Source organism: Anaerotalea alkaliphila (genome assembly GCF_010179735.1).
Taxonomy (GTDB): domain Bacteria; phylum Bacillota; class Clostridia; order Lachnospirales; family Vallitaleaceae; genus Anaerotalea; species Anaerotalea alkaliphila.
In genome coordinates this window covers 1-17,681 of the sequence record NZ_JAAEEH010000033.1, presented here as the reverse complement: position 1 = coordinate 17,681, position 17,681 = coordinate 1, and the positions used below count along the sequence as shown (strand labels likewise).

The following is a 17,681-nucleotide window of genomic DNA, read 5'->3' as shown; positions in this document are numbered from 1 at the left end:
AATGTTTTCCAATCTATGCTTGCATCTTCCTTGCTTTTTCCTTCAGGATTTCCACCTTGTCCGTCCGCTCCCAGGGCAGGTCCAGATCGGTCCTTCCGAAGTGTCCATAGGCTGCCGTCTGGCGGTAGATGGGCCTTCTCAAGTCCAGGTCGTGGATGATGGCCGCGGGACGCAGGTCGAAAGTGTCCTGGATCAGGACTGTGATGACCTCATCGGGAAGCACCCCCGTACCCTTGGTGTTCACATAAATGGAAACCGGCTTCGAGACCCCGATGGCGTAGGCCAGTTCGATTTCGCATGCCCTGGCAAGGCCTGCGGCCACGACGTTCTTTGCCACATAGCGGGCCGCATAGGCTGCGGAACGGTCCACTTTCGTGGGGTCCTTTCCGGAGAAGGCGCCGCCGCCATGGCTTGCATAGCCGCCGTAGGTGTCCACGATGATTTTCCGTCCTGTCAGCCCGGAGTCCCCTTGGGGACCCCCGATGACGAAGCGTCCCGTAGGATTGATGTAGTACTTCGTGTTCTCGTCGATCAACTCATGGGGAATGACCGCATCCACCACATGCTTCTTCAGGTCCCGCTCGATGGTCGCATGGTCCACTCCCTCGTCGTGCTGTGTTGAAAGGACAATGGCGTCGATCCTTACCGGCACGTCATTGTCGTATTCCACCGTCACCTGGGACTTTCCGTCTGGGCGCAGATAGGCCAAGGTCTTGTCCTTGCGCACCTCGGAAAGCCTTTTGGTGAGCTTGTGGGCCAGGGAGATGGGCAGGGGCATCAGCTCTTCCGTCTCGTCACAAGCGAAACCGATCATCATCCCCTGGTCCCCTGCCCCTGTTTCTTCAAGCGCCTTCTCATGCTGGGTTCCGGTCTTGTATTCCAGCGCCTCGTCCACGCCCATGGCGATGTCCGGAGACTGCTCGTCCAAAGTCGTCAGTACGGAACAGGTGTCGCAGTCGAAACCGTACTTGGCACGGTCGTAGCCGATGGAGCGGACCGTTTCCCGTACGACCTTGGGGATGTCCACATAACAGTCCGTGGTGATTTCGCCCATGACCAGCACCATGCCCGTAGTCACCGCCGTCTCGCATGCCACTCTGGCCTTGGGATCGTTGCTCAGGATCGCGTCCAGGACCGCATCGGAGATTTGGTCGCAGATTTTATCTGGATGTCCTTCTGTCACTGACTCAGAAGTGAAAAGTCTTTTTGCCATTCTTTGAAATCCTCCTATGTTCTCATGGATTTGTCAACTTCTAGTATCTTACACCATACCAATGCATTGTTCAAGTAAAATGATGCCCCTTTGGATTCAGCGGAACCAATCCAAAGGGTTCCGGAATGTTTCCAACCCCCTGTTGACGAGGATTCCATGGCCGATGGCCCTTTCCATCCCTTCATTGGACGGATGGTTCAATACCGTTCCGGCACGTACCAGTGTCGTGGATGCCCCTCCGTCCAAGTAGGCTCCCTCCACACAACCGGCCTCCAGCAGGATCCGGGCCGCCTCCACACCGGTCACCCCTTCACTGGCCCCCCTTAAGCGGCCGTCCAGCACCAGGAACCGGACCTTGCCTTCCGGGGTGATGCCCACCAGGGTCCTGGGGCTGGGAGCGGTGGTATGTCCCATGAACTTCTCAAAATTCTTGGCCACCGGACGGCCGTCACGCACCAGATACCCTCCGGTCTGGAAAGCTTCCAGAATCCCCTCCAGCTCTTGGTCGGACCGGAAGGAAACCGCCACCGGATCCATCTCCTGGATGGGATACGGGCCTTGTCCTCCCGCATAGGTCAAAAGGAAATCGTGGTCTCCAAGGGACACCGGCCGGTCTGTGTAGATGACACTCGCTACCCTGCCGTCCCGTATCCCATACGTCCACTGCTCCAGGTGGATCCTGTTGGTCCTGGCGTAATCCGGCGTGAACAGCGCCCATTGGCCTGGGGCCGGCGCGCTGTTGTAATGGACGGATGCCAGGCGTTGCGGCTCCATCCGCCTGTTGCCTCCGAGCTCCACGTCCACCGCCACTTCCAGAGGTCCAAGGGATGCCTTCCCCTCTTTGTCCAGTTGCAGTACAGGGGCTTCCACAACCCGGTTGGAGACCAGGACCCCTCCTGCGACGGATGTCCCATAGGGGGTGCCGTAGGGGTCGTAGAACATCCCGTTCACTCCGTACCAGGCTTCCTGCCGTTCCGTCATGGAGGACAACGCCTCATATCCGAACAGCTGGTCGTGGGAAAAGACATTTTCAAAGCTTCCCCGGGTGTGCAACTGGTCCACTTCCAGAATCTGCAGCCTTTGGGGTCTTCCGTTCACCACCAGCTCTTCCTGGCGCCATCGGACTCCCGCAACGTCCACCGGCACGGAAAGGGCGAACAGGACAACCCATAGGATCCCTCCGAACACGCTCATGGCTGGATCATTTCATCCCTTTGTTCGCTGCCAGGAACTCCACATATTTGCCGGTGCCGATGGCGACACAGGTCAACGGATCGTCTGCGGTGATTACGGTGATTCCTGTCTTCTTCTCGATAAGCTGGTCCATTCCCTGCAACAGGCTTCCGCCTCCGGTGAGCACGATCCCCCTGTCCGCGATGTCCGAAGCCAGTTCCGGCGGCGTCTTCTCCAGCACGCTGTGCACCGCCTCCACCAGATTGGCGGTGGCTTCCCGAAGGGCCTCCTCCGTTTCTTCCGAGGTCACGGTAATCGTCTTGGGAAGGCCGGTGATCAGGTTCCTTCCCCTGACATCCATCTGCAGGACTTCCGGCCTCTTGTAGGCGGTTCCCACCTTGACTTTGATTTCTTCGGCGGTTCGTTCCCCAATCAGCAGGTTGTGTTTTTTGCGCATGTAGCGGACGATGGCTTCGTCAAAATTGTCTCCCGCCACCTTGATCGAGGTGCTGACGACCGTCCCCCCCAGGGAGATGACAGCGATGTCCGTTGTTCCCCCCCCGATGTCCACCACCATGCTTCCGATGGCCTTGCTGATGTCGATTCCTGCTCCGATGGCAGCGGCGATGGGCTCTTCAATGATTTCCACCTTTCTGGCGCCTGCCTGGTAGGTGGCATCCTCCACAGCCCTCTTCTCCACCTCGGTCACCCCGCTGGGCACGCATACGGTGATTCTAGGTTTGCGGATTCTTTTCCCCAACGCCTTGGCGATGAAATACTTGAGCATCTTTTCTGTAACCGTGTAGTCGGAAATCACGCCTTGACGCAAAGGGCGGATTGCCACGATATGTCCCGGCGTCCTTCCAAGCATGCGCCTCGCTTCGCTGCCCACAGCCAGCACTTTGTTTGTCTCCTTGTCGATGGCTACAACGGAAGGCTCCCGCAGGACCACGCCCTTTCCTTTGATATAGACGATCACATTTGCCGTTCCCAAATCGATTCCGATATCCGATCCAAATCCAAACATTTCTTTCCCCTTTCAAGGTATCACTAGGCACGTTCTTCTGTATAACACGCCAGAATCCAATTATCCGCAAGCGTGAATTAAGACAATTGCGCAAATGCGCAATTGTCTTAATTCCTCCCACCTTACATGTCCATTTCCACGTGGACCTTTTCCAGCTTCCAGATTTCCTTGGCATATTCCTCGATGGTCCTGTCCGAGGAGAACTTGCCCGCCGAAGCCGTGTTCAACATGGCCATCCTCGCCCATTTCGTCTGGTTCCTATAAGCCAGGTCCACTTCCCTGTGGGCCTGGGCGTAGGCGTCGAAGTCCTTCAGGATGAAGTACTGGTCCGCCGGCTCTCCGCCGCCGTTCAGGAGGGAATCGTAGATCTCCCTGAACAGCTCCGGATTCTCCGGCGCGTAGAAGCCGTTGATCAGCTGGGTCACCACCCGGCGCACCGCCTGGTTGTTGTTGTAGATGTCCCAGGGATTGTAGCTTTTCTCCCTCTGGAGCTGAAGGACTTCCGTCGCCGTCATGCCGAAGATGAAGCAGTTCTCGCTGCCCACCTCCTCTGCGATTTCGATGTTGGCACCGTCCAGGGTGCCGATGGTGACGGCCCCGTTCAGCATGAACTTCATGTTGCCCGTTCCGGAAGCCTCCTTGCTGGCCGTGGAAATCTGCTCGCTCACGTCCGCCGCTGCGAAGATGATCTCCGCGTTGGAGACCCGGTAGTTCTCGATGAAGACCACCTTCAGCTTGTTGTTGATGTTTGGATCGTTGTTGACCACCTGGGCCACGTTGTTGATCAGCTTGATGACCAGCTTGGCCCTCCGGTATCCGGGAGCCGCTTTGGCTCCGAAGATGAAGGTCCTGGGCATCATGTCCATATCGGGATTGTCCCGCAATTCGTTGTAGAGATGCATCACATGGAGCACGTCCATCAGCTGGCGCTTGTACTCGTGGAGGCGTTTCACCTGGACGTCGAAGATGGACCGGGGGTCCACGTCGATTCCGTTGTGCTTCTTGATGTACTGGGCCAGACGCACCTTGTTTTCATACTTGATCTGCATGAATTCCTTCTGTGCCTTGGGGTCGTCCGCCAGGGGAGCGATCCCCTTGATTTGGGGGAGGTCCGTGATCCAGCCGTCCCCCACCTTCCGGGTGACCCAGTCCGCCAGCAGGGGGTTCCCGTGGAGCAGGAAGCGCCGCTGGGTGATGCCGTTGGTCTTGTTGTTGAACTTCTTGGGGTACAGCGCATAGAAGTCCTTCAGCTCCTCGTTGATCAGGATGTCCGTATGGAGCCTGGCCACCCCGTTCACCGAATGGCTCCCCGCGATGCAGAGCCAGGCCATCTTCACCTGGCCGTCCGCCAGGATGGCCATCCGCCGCAACCGTTCGTTGTCGCTTCCGAACTTGTCCACGATTTCCGCGCAGAACCGGCGGTTGATTTCCTCGATGATCTGGTAGATCCTGGGGAGCAGCCGGCTGAAAAGCTCGATGGGCCACTTCTCCAGGGCTTCCGACATGATGGTGTGGTTGGTGTAGCCGCAGGTCTTCTTTACGATGGCCCAGGCCTCCCCCCAAGCCAGCCCCTCGTCATCCATGAGCACCCGCATCAGTTCCGGGATGGTCAGGGACGGATGGGTGTCGTTGATGTGGAAGACCACTTTTTCAGGCAATAGGGAGATGTCTCCGTGCTTCTGCTTGAACTTCTTCACCACCTGCTGCACCGTGGCGGAGATGAAGAAGTACTGCTGCTTCAGCCTAAGCTCCTTCCCCTGGTAGTGGTTGTCGTTGGGGTAGAGCACCTCCACGATGGTCTTCGCCAGGTTCTGCTGCTCCACCGCTTTCTGGTAGTCCCCCCGGTCGAAGGAGCCCAGGTCGAAGCTCTGTACGGCCTCCGCGTCCCACAGGCGCAGGGTGTTCACCGTGTTGTTGTCGTAGCCCACGATGGGCAGGTCGTAGGGGATGGCCCGGACGGACTGGTAATTCTCGTGGACACGCCTTTCCTGTCCGAGTTCGTCCTTGACCACCCGCACGTTCCCCCCGAACTTGACCTCCATGCCGTATTCCGACCGGCGGACCTCGAAGGGGTTCCCGTTCTTCAGCCATTCGTCCGGCCGCTCCACCTGGTAGCCGTCGACGATCTTCTGCTCGAAGATCCCGTACCGGTAGCGGATTCCGCATCCGTAGGCCGGATATTCCAGGGTGGCCAGGGAATCCAGGAAGCAGGCCGCAAGCCTTCCCAGGCCGCCGTTCCCCGTGCCCGCATCCGGCTCCTGGTCCTCGATGGCGTTCAGGTCGAAGCCCAGCTCCGCCAGGACCTCCTTCACCATGGTGTTGACCTCCAGATTGATCAGGTTGTTCCCCAATGCCCTCCCCATGAGGAACTCCATGGAAAGGTAGTAGACCGTCTTCGCGTCCTGCTCCTCATAGGTCTTGTGGGTCTCGATCCACTGGTCGATGATGATTTCCTTCACCGCATAGGCCACGGCCTGGAACACCTGCTCCTCCGTAGCCTGGTCGATGGTTTTCCTATACTGCTTCTTTATATTTTCAAAGATGGCTTCTTTAAATTCCTGTTTGGTCACGCTGGTCCTGTTCATTCTGCTCCTCCTTTGGTTGTCTGGAACCGATTCAAGACAATCAACTTCCTTTACAGCATCATATCAGGGTGATTATAACATAGCGGTCAACCCACGTAAAGTGGCGTTATGCCATTTTTTTCACACCCAACAGCACCTGCTCCCCGTTGATGTTCCAGCTCTTCTGGTACGCATCCCCGTCCATCCGCATTTCCACCTGGTCTGTCAACGTTTCTTCCTGGATGTCCGCTGCATGGGTGCCCACCAGTGTCTGGATCCTTTCATTCCCTTCCACATGCAGGCGGATGTGGTCGACCACTTCGAATCCCGCCTCTTTGCGCATGGTCTGGACCTTGCTGATGATCTCCCGGACGAACCCTTCCTCCACCAGGCTTTCGGTCAGATTGGTGTCCAGCACCACGGTCACGCCCTTGTCCGTATCGGACTCGAAACCTTCCTTCTTGGCCGGTTCCACTAGAAGGTCTTCTTCCAGGAGCACCACTTCCTCACCCTCCAGCGTCAGCTTCAGGGCTCCTTCCGCCTGCAGGGAGGCCATGGCGGCATTGCCGTCCAGCTCTCCCAGGGCGGTGCGGATCCGGTTCAAAAGCTTTCCGTATTTTGGTCCCACCGTCCTGAGCTGGGGCTTGAAGAGATAGGTGGTGAATGCCGACACATCGTCCGTAAAGAGCACTTCCTTCACATTCAGCTCTTCCTTGACGATGTCCAGATATGCCTGGTCCAGGGAACGCTCGGCCTTCACGTACATTTTCGCCAGGGGCTGGCGGTTTTTCCTGTTTCCGTTGTTCCTGCAGGCCCTTCCCAGAACAACCACTTCCAGCACCAGTTCCATCTGCTTTTCCACATCCTTGTCGATCAGCTCTGTGCGGCACTGGGGAAAATCGCTGAGATGGACGCTTTCGGGGGCTTCCGGCCGGAAATTCACCACCAGGTTCTTGTAGATGTCCTCCGCCATGAAGGGAACGAAGGGCGCCACCACCTGGGACACCGTCACCAGGGTCGTGTACAAGGTCATGTAGGCGTTGATCTTGTCCTGGTTCATGTCCTTCTGCCAGAACCGTTCCCGGCTCCTGCGCACATACCAGTTGCTCAGGTCGTCCACGAATTCCGTGATGGCCCTGGCGGATTCTGTGATCTTGTACTGGTCCAGGTTGCTGTCCACCGTGCGCACCAGGGTGTTCAGCTTGGAGAACAGCCATTTGTCCATAAGGGAAAGCTTGTCCTCGTCCATGGTGTATCGTGTCGGATCGAATCCGTCGATGTTCGCGTAAAGCACGTAGAATGCATAGGTATTCCAAAGGGTTCCCATGAATTTCCTCTGGCCTTCCACCACCGCCTCATCGTAGAACCGGTTGGGCAGCCAGGGGGCGCTGTTGCTGTAGAAATACCAGCGGATGGCGTCGGCTCCATATTTTGCCAACGCGTCGAAGGGATCCACTGCGTTGCCTTTGGATTTGCTCATCTTCTGGCCGTTCTCATCCTGGACAAGGCCCAGCACGATCACGTTCTTGTAAGCCGGTTCATCGAAGATCAGTGTGGAAATCGCTAGAAGGGAATAGAACCATCCCCTGGTCTGGTCCACCGCCTCGCTGATGAAGTCCGCAGGGAAGTTGTCCTCGAAAATTTCCTTGTTCTCGAAAGGATAGTGCCATTGGGCGAAGGGCATGGCTCCGGAGTCGTACCAGCAGTCGATGACCTGGGTCACCCGCTTCATGTCCTTTCCGCACACGGGACAAGTGATGAGCACCTCGTCGATGAAGGGGCGGTGCAGCTCGATGTCGTCCGGGCAGTTGCTGCTCATGGATTTCAGTTCCTCGATGCTGCCGATCGAATGCCTGTGGCCTTCTGCACATTCCCAGATGTTCAAAGGCGTTCCCCAATACCGGTCACGGCTGAGGCTCCAGTCCATGACGTTTTCCAGCCAGTCTCCGAAACGCTTCTTCCCTATGGTGGCCGGGAGCCAGTTGATCTTGTTGTTGTTGGCGATCAGTCGATCCTTGACCGCAGTCGTCTTGATGAACCAGGTATCCTTTGCGTAGTACAGCAGAGGAGTGTCGCAGCGCCAGCAATGGGGATAGGAGTGTTCATAATCCATCGCCCTGTGGAGCTGTCCGCTGTCATGGAGATGCTGTACGATGTGTTTGTCCGCATCCTTGACGAACTGGCCTTTCCATGGGGTCACCTTTTCCACAAAAAGTCCGGCCTCGTCCACCAGCTGCACGAAAGGCAGACCGTAAGCTTTCCCCACCTGGGAGTCGTCCTCACCGAAAGCCGGTGCGATATGCACGATCCCCGTACCGTCCGTCAGGGTGACGAAGTCGGCGCAGGTCACATAGTAGGCCTTCTCCGGAGGCGCCTCGAAATCGAACAAGGGTTCATAATGCCGGTGCTCCAAGTCCTTGCCCGGGAAGCGTTCCAGGATTTCCACGTCTTCCCCCAGGACCACGGGCACCAGTGCCTCCGCCAGGATGTAGTCCGTGCCCCTTTCCCTGACCTTCACGTAGTCTTCCTGGGGATTGACCGCAAGCGCCACATTGGAGGGCAGGGTCCACGGTGTCGTGGTCCAAGCCAGGTAATAGGTGTTTTCCTCGTCTGCGGCTTTGAAGCGGACGATGACGGAGGTTTCCTTCACGTCCTTGTACCCTTGGGCAACCTCATGGCTGGAAAGGGGGGTTCCGCAGCGGGGGCAATAGGGGACGATCTTGTGTCCCTTGTAGAGCAGTCCTTTGTCCCAGATCTGTTTCAGGGACCACCAGACGGATTCGATATAGTCGTTGTGGTAGGTCACATAGGGGTCGTCCATGTCCGCCCAGAATCCGACGGTGCCGCTGAAGTCTTCCCACATCCCCTTGTACTTCCAGACGCTTTCCTTGCACTTCTCGATGAAGGGCTCCAGTCCGTAGGATTCGATCTGGTCCTTGCCGTCGATGCCGAGCAGTTTTTCCACTTCCAGTTCCACCGGCAGGCCATGGGTGTCCCATCCGGCCTTCCTCAAGACCCGGTAGCCCTTCATTGTCCTGTAGCGGGGAATCAGGTCCTTGATGACCCTGGTCAGGACATGTCCGATATGGGGTTTCCCATTTGCGGTGGGTGGGCCGTCATAAAAGGTGTACGTGGGGCCCCCTTCCCTCAAATGGATGCTCTTTTCAAAGATTTTATTTTCATTCCAATATTCCAGTACCTTGTGTTCTCTTTCCACAAAATTCAAATCGGTGGATACCTTATTGTACACTGTCGTTTCCTCCTATAACTAAAGAAGCCAATAGTAATCCCAACCTAATGGCATATTAATCTACATTATACACACAAATCCAGCCTTTATCAAGAATCCGAAATGGTTTTTCAAATTTTGGAGGCCCACGGTCCTTAGACCTTGCACCTTGGGAACAAAAATAGTACACTTATACCAAGTATGGAAAACATACCGAAAATACCATTGAAAGCGAGGCATACGATGCCCAACCTGGACTTGACACTATTGACGGATTTCTACCAATTGACCATGATGCAGGGCTACCAGCATCACCACAAGGCCGACGAGGTCGTCGTGTTTGACATGTTCTACCGCATGAATCCCAGCGGCAGCAGTTTTTCCATTGCCGCCGGACTGGAACAGGTGGCCGACTATATCGAGAACCTGCGTTTCAGCGAGGATGACCTGACCTATCTCGCTTCCTTGGCTACTTTCCACGAGGGTTTCCTGGACCTGCTGCGGAATTTCCGTTTTTCCGGTGACCTGTACGCGGTGCCGGAAGGGTCTGTCGTTTTCCCCAACGAACCGATCCTGAAGGTTGTTGCCCCCATCTGCGAGGCGCAGCTGGTGGAGACCGCCATCCTGAACATCATCAACCACCAGAGTCTGATCGCCACCAAGGCTGCCCGGGTGAAATGGGCCGCCGAACAGGATACGGTTCTGGAATTCGGCCTGCGCCGTGCCCAGGGGCCGGATGCGGGGATCTATGGGGCCAGGGCCGCGGTCATCGGCGGTTGCGGCGCCACGTCCAACGTCCTGGCGGGCAAGATGTTCGACATCCCCGTCCGGGGCACCCACGCCCACAGCTGGGTCATGAGCTTCCCTTCGGAACTGGATGCCTTCCGGGCCTATGCGGACATGTATCCCGACGGTTGCCTTCTGCTGGTGGACACTTACGACACGCTCCGTTCCGGTGTGCCCAACGCCATCCGCGTGTTCGACGAGATGCGCGCCAAAGGTCTTCCCCTGGTGCGTTACGGTATCCGACTGGACAGCGGCGACTTGGCCTATCTGTCCAAAAAGGCCCGGATCCTGCTGGACGAGGCGGGCTACAAGGATGCCATCATCAGCGCCTCCAGCGACCTGGACGAATACCTGATCACCGACCTGAAGTTGCAGGGCGCCAAGATCACCATGTGGGGGGTGGGCACCAACCTGATCACTTCCAGGGACTGGCCCGCCTTCGGAGGTGTCTACAAACTGGCGGCCACCTGGGACGGCAACCGGTACCTTCCGAAGATGAAGATCTCCGAGAATCCGGAAAAGGTCACCAACCCCGGCAACAAGCGGCTGCTGCGCATTTACGACAAACGGACCGGAAAGATCAAGGCCGACCTGATTGCCCTTTGGGACGAGGCATATGACGAGGGACGTCCCCTGGAGCTCTTCGACCCCTTGAACACCTGGAAGCGCATGCATCTGGCGCCACACACCTACACCATCAGGGACATGCACATCCCTGTCTTCAAGGACGGCCGCCGGGTGTACCACGCCCCCGCAACCCAGGAGATCAAGCACTACTGCGAACGGGAGCTTGCCACCCTCTGGGATGAATCCAGGCGGCTGGTCAACCCCCAAACGGTCTTTGTGGACCTTTCCGAACCCCTCTACAACTTGAAGATGGACCTGATCGGCCGCATGGAATAGGAACCCTGGCGGCGGCTCCAACCAGCGGGAACCTTTTCCCGAACCCATGGGAGGTATGCATATGAGCGAAAAGAAAAAAGCAGTGGAAGCCTTGAACGAGAACAACCGCAAGAGCGGCGTGCTCCTGCACCCCACCTCCTTCCCAAGCCCCTACGGCATCGGGGACTTGGGGGATGGCGCCTACAACTTCATCGACTTTCTGGAGAAGGCCGGCCAGAAGGTCTGGCAGGTCCTTCCCCTCGGACCCACCGGCTACGGGGACTCCCCCTACCAGGCCTTCTCCTCCTTCGCGGGCCAACCCCTTTTAATCAGCCCCGACCGGCTGCGGGACTGGGGATTGCTTACCCATGAGGATCTGGCGGACGTTCCCGGCTGGGATCCCTCCCGGATCGATTTTGGCCCGGTCATCCAATACAAGACCAGTCTTTTCCGGAAGGCCTACAAGCGTTTCCTTGACTCCGGAGAGGGGGAGTTGCACCACCAGTTCAAGGAATTTTCCAAAAAGGAAAAGTCCTGGCTGTCGGACTATGCCACCTTCATGGCTGTCAAGGATGCCCATGACGGTGTTTCCTGGCCGGAATGGGATCCGGAAATCGCCTTCCCCACGGAGGAATCCCTGAAGCATTGGCGCAAGAAGCTTTCCGCGGAGGTGAAATACTACAAATTCATCCAGTTCCTGTTTTTCAGGCAATGGAACGTCCTGCGGGCATACGCCAACAGCAAGGGCATCCGGATCATCGGGGACATCCCCATCTTCGTGGCCTACGACAGCGCGGATGTCTGGGCCAACAAGGACCTCTTCTTCCTGGACGCCAAGGGCTATCCCACTTCCGTGGCCGGAGTTCCGCCGGACTATTTCAGCGAAACCGGTCAGCTCTGGGGCAACCCGCTGTACGACTGGGACAAGCACAAGGCCACCGGATACAGCTGGTGGATCAGCCGGGTGGCCGGTTCCCTCCAGATGGTGGACATCCTGCGGATCGACCATTTCCGCGGATTCGAAGCCTATTGGTCCGTACCCTACGGGTCGGAGACCGCAATCCACGGGGAATGGAAAAAAGGCCCCTACAAGGACCTGTTCTACGCCTTCCAGGATGCCCTGGGCAAGGACCTGCCCATCATCGCGGAGGATCTGGGCGTGATCACACCCGAAGTGGAGGAATTGCGGGACCATTTCCACTTGCCTGGAATGAAGATCCTGCAGTTCGGCTTCGAGACCTTGGAGGAGAACCCCTTCCTGCCCCACCAGTTCACCCCCAATTCCGTCTGCTACACCGGCACCCACGACAACGACACGACCCTGGGCTGGTACCTGAAGGCGCCGGAAGAGAACAGGGACAAGATCCGCCGTTACATGAACACCGACGGCATGGACATCGTCTGGGATTTCATCCGCACCAGCATGGGGTCCGTTTCCACCATCTCGGTGGTGCCCCTCCAGGACATCCTAGGATTGGACAGCTGGGCCCGCATGAACACCCCAGGGGTTGCCGCAGGAAATTGGCAATGGCGTTACCGTGCGGAAGACCTGCGTCCGGAATTGGCCGGCCGTCTGCTGTACCTGTGCACCCTGTACGGCAGGATTTGAGGTTCTTGGGATGAGACGCGTAGGCTTTTTCCTGTTTTTTCCCCTGTACTTCCTCCTTTCCATGCCCTATCTGGCTTATGGACGCCTGTTGGGCTGGAAAGACCGCCAGGCCAGGATCCGTCTCGCCTATGGCTTCACCCGCCTGACCTCTCGGCTGCTCCTGGGGATGGCGGGAGCCAAGCTGCACTTCCAGGGGGTCGAGAACATCCCCCGGGACCGGGCGGTGCTCTTCGTGGGCAACCACCGGAGCATGCTGGACATCCCCCTGTTGATGATGGCCGTGGACTTTCCCATCGCCTTCATCGCCAAGCAGGAGATGGACAAGGTCCTCCTCATGCGCGGATGGGTCCATCTGCTGGATTGCGTTCTCCTGGACAGGAAAGACCCCAGGAAGGCCCTGAAGAGCATCCTCTACGGCATCGACAAGCTGAAGGCCGGAGAAAGCCTGGTGGTTTTCCCGGAAGGCACCCGGACCCCAGGCGACCGGATGCTTCCTTTCAAACAAGGAAGCCTGCAGCTGGCTGAAAAGTCGGGCGTCCCGGTTGTCCCCTTCGGCATCCAGGGGACCGAAGCCGTCCTGGAACAAAACGGCTGGAACCTGAAGCCGGGGGACGTGTCGATCCGTTTCGGCACTCCCCTGGACCTTTCCAACCTCGGTCCCGAGGAACAGAAGAGAAGCGCGGCTTATGTGCAGAATCTGGTGGAGGCATTGATTCCTCCTCCCGCATGAGGTTGCACCCGCGAGAAAAGCGGCTCCGCCGCGTTTGCGAAGCAATTTCTCATGGAAGGAAAGTCCTCAACGAGGGGATGCGGATGCTCCACCTGCATCCCCTCGTTGAGGACTTTCCTATAATAGAACACGAAAGGGGCTGTGCGGCCATCAAGTTGATGGCCGCACAGCCCCTTTCCGCTGCATCCCTGGAAGGGGATGCTACATCCGCACAAGCTCGTTCTTCTCGAAGGCTTCCTTGCATTTGTAGGCGATTTCCGTGGTCTTGGTCCCGTCGTACACAGTGACTTCGGGCTTCCTTCCGGTCTCGATGCAGTTCAGGAATTCTGCAACTTCGGCCATATAGGCGTCGGAGAAGCGCTCCAGGAAGTCTTGGGAACATTCCTTCCGAACACCGTATTGGTCCAGGATTTCCACCATGTTCTTCTGGGGTACGCTGGCAATCCGCAACGTGCCTTCGGTTCCGATGATTTCCGTCTCCACGTTGTATCCGTGGGGAGCCGTCCTGCCCGCCAAGAGGAAGGCCATGGCTTCGTTTTCGAACTGCATCAGCGCGGACACGTTGTCCCCGTCCTTGTACTGTCCGAACTCGGGATGGGCATAGCATCCACCGATGGCGAAAATGCTCTTGGGTTCGGACTTCAGGAACCACCGGGCAAGGTCGATGTCATGTACCGCCATGTCGATGAACTGTCCGCCGCTGTGTCCGGCGAAGGCAAGGGCTCCTGCAATCGCGCTTTCGGGGTCCTGGCTGTATCCGCGGAACAGCACGGGTCTGCCGATGGCCCCCTTGTCGATCTGCTCCTTAGCATAGGCATAGGAAGGGTCATAGCGGCGCATGAATCCAAGCATGAATACCAGGTCCTGGTGTTTTTCCACAGCCTCTTCCGCAATCCTGCACTCCTCAACGGTTGTGCCCAGCGGCTTCTCCGAGAACACATGGAGTCCAGCTTCCAGGGCTTGGGCGATCTGCCTGGTATGGAGGTGGGAAGGAGAGGTGATGAGCACCGCATCCAACTCCTTGTTCGCAATCATTTCCTCGTAGCTGGTGTAGGCATAGGGTACTCCCCAAGCCTCTGTGACTTCCAGCAATTTCGCCTCGTTCGCGTCGCAAAGGGCGAACAGCTCCGCATTGGGGAACCGGAAGGCCAGATTCTCCGCATGCCTGTATCCGAGACGACCCAAACCTACTGCACCTACCTTGATTTTCTTCATGAAATGCTCCTCCTGTTATTCCGGCCTTTGCATGGCCTACGATTTCTTTTCCACGATGCTCGAATCCCGCACCACAAGCTGTGGCCGGATGCAGGCTTTGACATGTTTCCCACCTTCCCCCCGGATCCGGTCCAGAAGGTTCTTGCAGGCCATCTCGATGATTTCCTCCAGAGGCTGGTGTACAGTCGTCAGATGGGGTTTCAGGCTCCTGCTCAGGGGGATGTCGTTGTAGCCGACGATGGCCATATCTTCCGGGACCCCCACCCTTTTTTCCCTGAGGGCCTGGATGACCCCCATGGCCATCAGGTCCGTCTGGGCAAAAACAGCTCCGGCTTTTTGGAACTGGGGCCAGTGCCGGTACACCAGCGCATAGCCCGATTCGAAGGAATGGTCCCCTCGCAGGACCAGTTCCGGGTCCGGCGAAAGGCCAGCTTCTTGCAAGGCTTTCACATACCCGTCGGTCCTGAGCCCGAACTCCCGCTCCCCTTCTCCCGCGGTGATGCAGAGGATCTTTTCATGCCCCTGCTCCAGAAGATGCCGGGTGGCCATCCAGCCTCCATACGCGTTGTCCGCATAGAAAACGTCCACCTCCTCCTTCTCGCAGAGTTCGGGGTAATGGTGCAGGAAGGCGAAGGGGATTTCCGCGTTCTTCAGGATTTCCAGCGTCCTGGGGTCCAATTGGGGCTGCACCAGCAGGAGCCCGTCCACCTTGCGGCAGGCGATGAGCTTCTCTATGTTGCTCTTGTTGTTGGTCCTGTTCACGGGAAAAGCGGTGATCAGGTCGAACTCCTCCGCCTCCAGCCGCAGATGCAGCTGGTCGCTCAGGGCATTGAAATAGAGGTTGTCATCCAGGTCCAGCTGGGTGTAGTGCTGGGGAAAAATGACACCGATCGTCTGGGTCCTGTTGGTGCTCAGGCTTCTGGCATGGGCATTGAAGGCAAAACCCAGGGATTCGGCGATTCCCTTCACCCGGGCCTTGGTCTCCTCCGAAACCAGCGGACTGTCGTTCAGGCAGCGGGATACGGTGGATTGGTTCACACCGGCGATCTTCGCGATATCCCTGGTTGTCACCGCCATTGCATCACCTCCTTGCATCCGTATGCATTGCCTGGTTCCATTATAGCGCATCCGTATGCATTTGTAAATATGCTTTGCGGATTTTTTTGGGAAAGTTTGGTCCCATACAGGCTTGGACGAACTTTCCCAGCATACAAAAAGCGGGTTGCCCAGCAACCCGCATCCTTGTGCCGCTCCCCTCTGGAACAGCTCTCCCGTGTACATCCCTCAATAGCCCTTTGCATCGTGCATCTTCTGCGCATCTTTTGCAAGCTTGACTCGTTAATATTTTAACATTAAGCGGGCGTGTTTACAATGCTTTCCCACCATGTTTTGAAAAAAGAACAACCTGTTCCGGATGCAGCCGGATGTCATTTCTTCCGGAAATATCCCTGGGCTTCCTCCAGCTTCTCCATGATGGGGATGCCCTGGGGACACAAGGGTTCGCACCTTCCGCAGCGCACGCAGCAGCTGGGGTCCCTTTTTTCGGTCACCAGCTTCTCATAGTCCTTTTCGTACTCCTGGATCGCATCGTAGATGGAGGCCTTGTTGTAAAGCCGGAACACATCCGGTATGGAAACATCCGCAGGGCAAGGCATGCAGTAGTTGCAACCCGTGCACCCCACCCGTATCTTCCTGTGGTAGAACTCCTTGACTTCCCTGACCAGATCCAACTCCTCCCGGGACATGGATTCCGCCTTCGCCTCCCCAAAAATCCGCAGGTTGTCCTCCAACTGTTCCATGGTGCTCACACCGCTCAGGATGGTCGCCACCTGGGGAAAATTGTAGAGCCAGCGGAAAGCCCATTCCGCGGGACTGCGCTTCACCCTGCTCCTGTCCCAGATTGCCTGCACCTCCGGTGGAGGCGCCTGGGCGAGCTCCCCGCCCCGCAGGGGTTCCATGACCACAACCGGAACGTCCTTTTCCGCCGCATAGAGCATCCCTTCGATGCCCGCCTGAAAATCCTCGTCCAGCAGGTTCAGCTGGATTTGGCACATGGACCAGTCGTAGGCGTCGATGACCTTCTTGAAATCCCTCCTCTCCCCATGGAAGGAAAACGCAGGATAGCGTATCTTCCCCTGGGCCACCGCCCTGTCCAGGAAATCCAGGACACGCAACTTCTTCAAACGGTCGAAGGTGGGGCCGTCGATGGCATGCAGAAGGTAGAAGTCCACATGGTCCACACCCAGCCGTTTCAACTGCAGGTCCAGATACCTGTCGAAATCCTCCGGCTTGTGGGTCAACCATACAGGCAGCTTGGTGGCCAGGCGCACCCGTTCCCGGTATCCGTCCTTCAAGGCCTTGCCCACCACAAGCTCACTCTCCTTATTGTGATAGGGATAGGCCGTGTCCACATACTCCACCCCATGGTCGATGGCATGGCGGATCATGCGCACGGCTTCCGCCTCATCCACATGGGCATCCCCCATCGCCCCTTTCACTTCCGGCAGGCGCATGCATCCGATGCCGAAAGCGGAGCAGGAAAAACCCAACTTTCCAAAAATCCTTTTTTCCATGCTTCCCTCCTATAGGAAAGACCGCCCCGGCTTGCACTTCCCGGGGCGGTCCCTTGCGGTCATTTGTTCGCCTGTTCCATGGAGAACTGCCCGATGACGGGTAGTTCGAACCATTCTCCCTGGTAGCTCTTGAGCAACAGGATGATCCAGAGCACGAAAGACACCAGCGGCAGGAAAAACGCCAGTATCCAGCCGATGATCGGGATGATTCCCAGGATGAATCCCAGGACCGTAATCGCCACGCTGATTGCGATGGACTGCATGGCATGGAATTTTACGAATTTGCTGTCCTTCTCCATGACAAAGAAGATGATGCCTGTGATGAACCCGGCCACGTAGGACAGTGCCGCAGCGACGTTCTCATCCATTCCCAAAGATGATTTTCCGATGGGATCCAGTTTGTTTGCCATACCCATTCTCCTTTTTCTCACTTTGCATGCAGGCGCCGTATTCGCCGGACAATTCGGCTTCCGGCCCTTGTTGTTTCCAATTACAGTACCATTATAACATATTTTCCAAATAATGAAAACAACTCCTGCCTATAACCGTTCCGCCTCTGATTCACATATGATAATGTCCTATTGTAACGCAAATGATTATGTCCCACTTCCGGTCATGGTGTACAATGAACCTCATGCGACAAAATACAATACATCGAGGTGGCCGCTATCAGAAAGGTA

12 protein-coding genes are annotated in these 17,681 nt (G+C 57.1%); 3 read left to right on the top strand and 9 right to left on the bottom strand.

Annotated elements, in window-relative coordinates:
* Positions 1–13: 13 nt before the first annotated feature.
* The 5 genes from metK to ileS form a co-directional block, all read right to left on the bottom strand.
* Positions 14–1,213 carry a methionine adenosyltransferase gene (metK, locus tag GXN74_RS11080; RefSeq protein WP_162371008.1) on the bottom strand — a complete coding sequence of 400 codons (1,200 nt, stop codon included), beginning with the start codon at positions 1,211–1,213 and terminating at the stop codon, positions 14–16.
* Between the two features lie 96 nt (positions 1,214–1,309).
* Positions 1,310–2,407 carry a phosphodiester glycosidase family protein gene (locus GXN74_RS11075; protein ID WP_162371007.1) on the bottom strand — a complete coding sequence of 366 codons (1,098 nt, stop codon included), beginning with the start codon at positions 2,405–2,407 and terminating at the stop codon, positions 1,310–1,312.
* Positions 2,408–2,414: 7 nt separating this feature from the next.
* A complete protein-coding gene (mreB, locus tag GXN74_RS11070) occupies positions 2,415–3,413 on the bottom strand; it encodes a rod shape-determining protein (RefSeq protein WP_162371006.1) in 999 nt (332 codons plus the stop codon).
* A gap of 122 nt (positions 3,414–3,535) precedes the next feature.
* The gene (locus tag GXN74_RS11065; RefSeq protein WP_162371005.1) at positions 3,536–5,998 is read right to left on the bottom strand and encodes a glycogen/starch/alpha-glucan phosphorylase; all 2,463 of its coding nucleotides are present in this window, start codon (positions 5,996–5,998) and stop codon (positions 3,536–3,538) included.
* A gap of 106 nt (positions 5,999–6,104) precedes the next feature.
* A complete protein-coding gene (gene ileS / locus GXN74_RS11060; protein ID WP_162371004.1) occupies positions 6,105–9,227 on the bottom strand; it encodes an isoleucine--tRNA ligase in 3,123 nt (1,040 codons plus the stop codon).
* A 222-nt stretch (positions 9,228–9,449) separates the two neighbouring features.
* Here ileS and GXN74_RS11055 point away from each other — a divergent pair, with 222 nt between their 5' ends.
* From GXN74_RS11055 to GXN74_RS11045, 3 genes are all read left to right on the top strand, one after another.
* Positions 9,450–10,895 carry a nicotinate phosphoribosyltransferase gene (locus GXN74_RS11055; RefSeq protein WP_162371003.1) on the top strand — a complete coding sequence of 482 codons (1,446 nt, stop codon included), beginning with the start codon at positions 9,450–9,452 and terminating at the stop codon, positions 10,893–10,895.
* A gap of 61 nt (positions 10,896–10,956) precedes the next feature.
* On the top strand, positions 10,957–12,483 hold the full coding sequence (gene malQ / locus GXN74_RS11050) for a 4-alpha-glucanotransferase (protein ID WP_212505788.1): 1,527 nt from the start codon (positions 10,957–10,959) through the stop codon (positions 12,481–12,483).
* A 10-nt stretch (positions 12,484–12,493) separates the two neighbouring features.
* The gene (locus GXN74_RS11045) at positions 12,494–13,213 is read left to right on the top strand and encodes a lysophospholipid acyltransferase family protein (RefSeq protein ID WP_162371002.1); all 720 of its coding nucleotides are present in this window, start codon (positions 12,494–12,496) and stop codon (positions 13,211–13,213) included.
* A gap of 201 nt (positions 13,214–13,414) precedes the next feature.
* Here the strand turns inward: GXN74_RS11045 and iolG are convergent, their stop codons facing one another.
* The 4 genes from iolG to GXN74_RS11025 form a co-directional block, all read right to left on the bottom strand.
* Positions 13,415–14,428: an inositol 2-dehydrogenase gene (iolG, locus tag GXN74_RS11040; protein ID WP_162371001.1), complete on the bottom strand. Its 1,014-nt coding sequence runs from the start codon at positions 14,426–14,428 to the stop codon at positions 13,415–13,417.
* 36 nt (positions 14,429–14,464) lie between these two features.
* On the bottom strand, positions 14,465–15,505 hold the full coding sequence (locus GXN74_RS11035; RefSeq protein ID WP_162371000.1) for a LacI family DNA-binding transcriptional regulator: 1,041 nt from the start codon (positions 15,503–15,505) through the stop codon (positions 14,465–14,467).
* A gap of 350 nt (positions 15,506–15,855) precedes the next feature.
* Positions 15,856–17,001, bottom strand: a complete 1,146-nt coding sequence (locus tag GXN74_RS11030) for an aldo/keto reductase (protein ID WP_162370999.1) — start codon at positions 16,999–17,001, stop codon at positions 15,856–15,858.
* A gap of 59 nt (positions 17,002–17,060) precedes the next feature.
* Positions 17,061–17,411, bottom strand: a complete 351-nt coding sequence (locus GXN74_RS11025; protein WP_162370998.1) for a DUF4870 domain-containing protein — start codon at positions 17,409–17,411, stop codon at positions 17,061–17,063.
* Between the last annotated feature and the right edge of the window lie 270 nt (positions 17,412–17,681).

Bases quoted from the DNA above. Each gene is read 5' to 3' on its own strand.
- metK (WP_162371008.1), bottom strand. From the start codon at position 1,213: ATGGCAAAAAGACTTTTCACTTCTGAGTCAGTGACAGAAGGACATCCA.
- GXN74_RS11075 (WP_162371007.1), bottom strand. From the start codon at position 2,407: ATGAGCGTGTTCGGAGGGATCCTATGGGTTGTCCTGTTCGCCCTTTCC.
- mreB (WP_162371006.1), bottom strand. From the start codon at position 3,413: ATGTTTGGATTTGGATCGGATATCGGAATCGATTTGGGAACGGCAAAT.
- GXN74_RS11065 (WP_162371005.1), bottom strand. From the start codon at position 5,998: ATGAACAGGACCAGCGTGACCAAACAGGAATTTAAAGAAGCCATCTTT.
- GXN74_RS11055 (WP_162371003.1), top strand. From the start codon at position 9,450: ATGCCCAACCTGGACTTGACACTATTGACGGATTTCTACCAATTGACC.
- malQ (WP_212505788.1), top strand. From the start codon at position 10,957: ATGAGCGAAAAGAAAAAAGCAGTGGAAGCCTTGAACGAGAACAACCGC.
- GXN74_RS11045 (WP_162371002.1), top strand. From the start codon at position 12,494: ATGAGACGCGTAGGCTTTTTCCTGTTTTTTCCCCTGTACTTCCTCCTT.
- iolG (WP_162371001.1), bottom strand. From the start codon at position 14,428: ATGAAGAAAATCAAGGTAGGTGCAGTAGGTTTGGGTCGTCTCGGATAC.
- GXN74_RS11035 (WP_162371000.1), bottom strand. From the start codon at position 15,505: ATGGCGGTGACAACCAGGGATATCGCGAAGATCGCCGGTGTGAACCAA.
- GXN74_RS11030 (WP_162370999.1), bottom strand. From the start codon at position 17,001: ATGGAAAAAAGGATTTTTGGAAAGTTGGGTTTTTCCTGCTCCGCTTTC.
- GXN74_RS11025 (WP_162370998.1), bottom strand. From the start codon at position 17,411: ATGGCAAACAAACTGGATCCCATCGGAAAATCATCTTTGGGAATGGAT.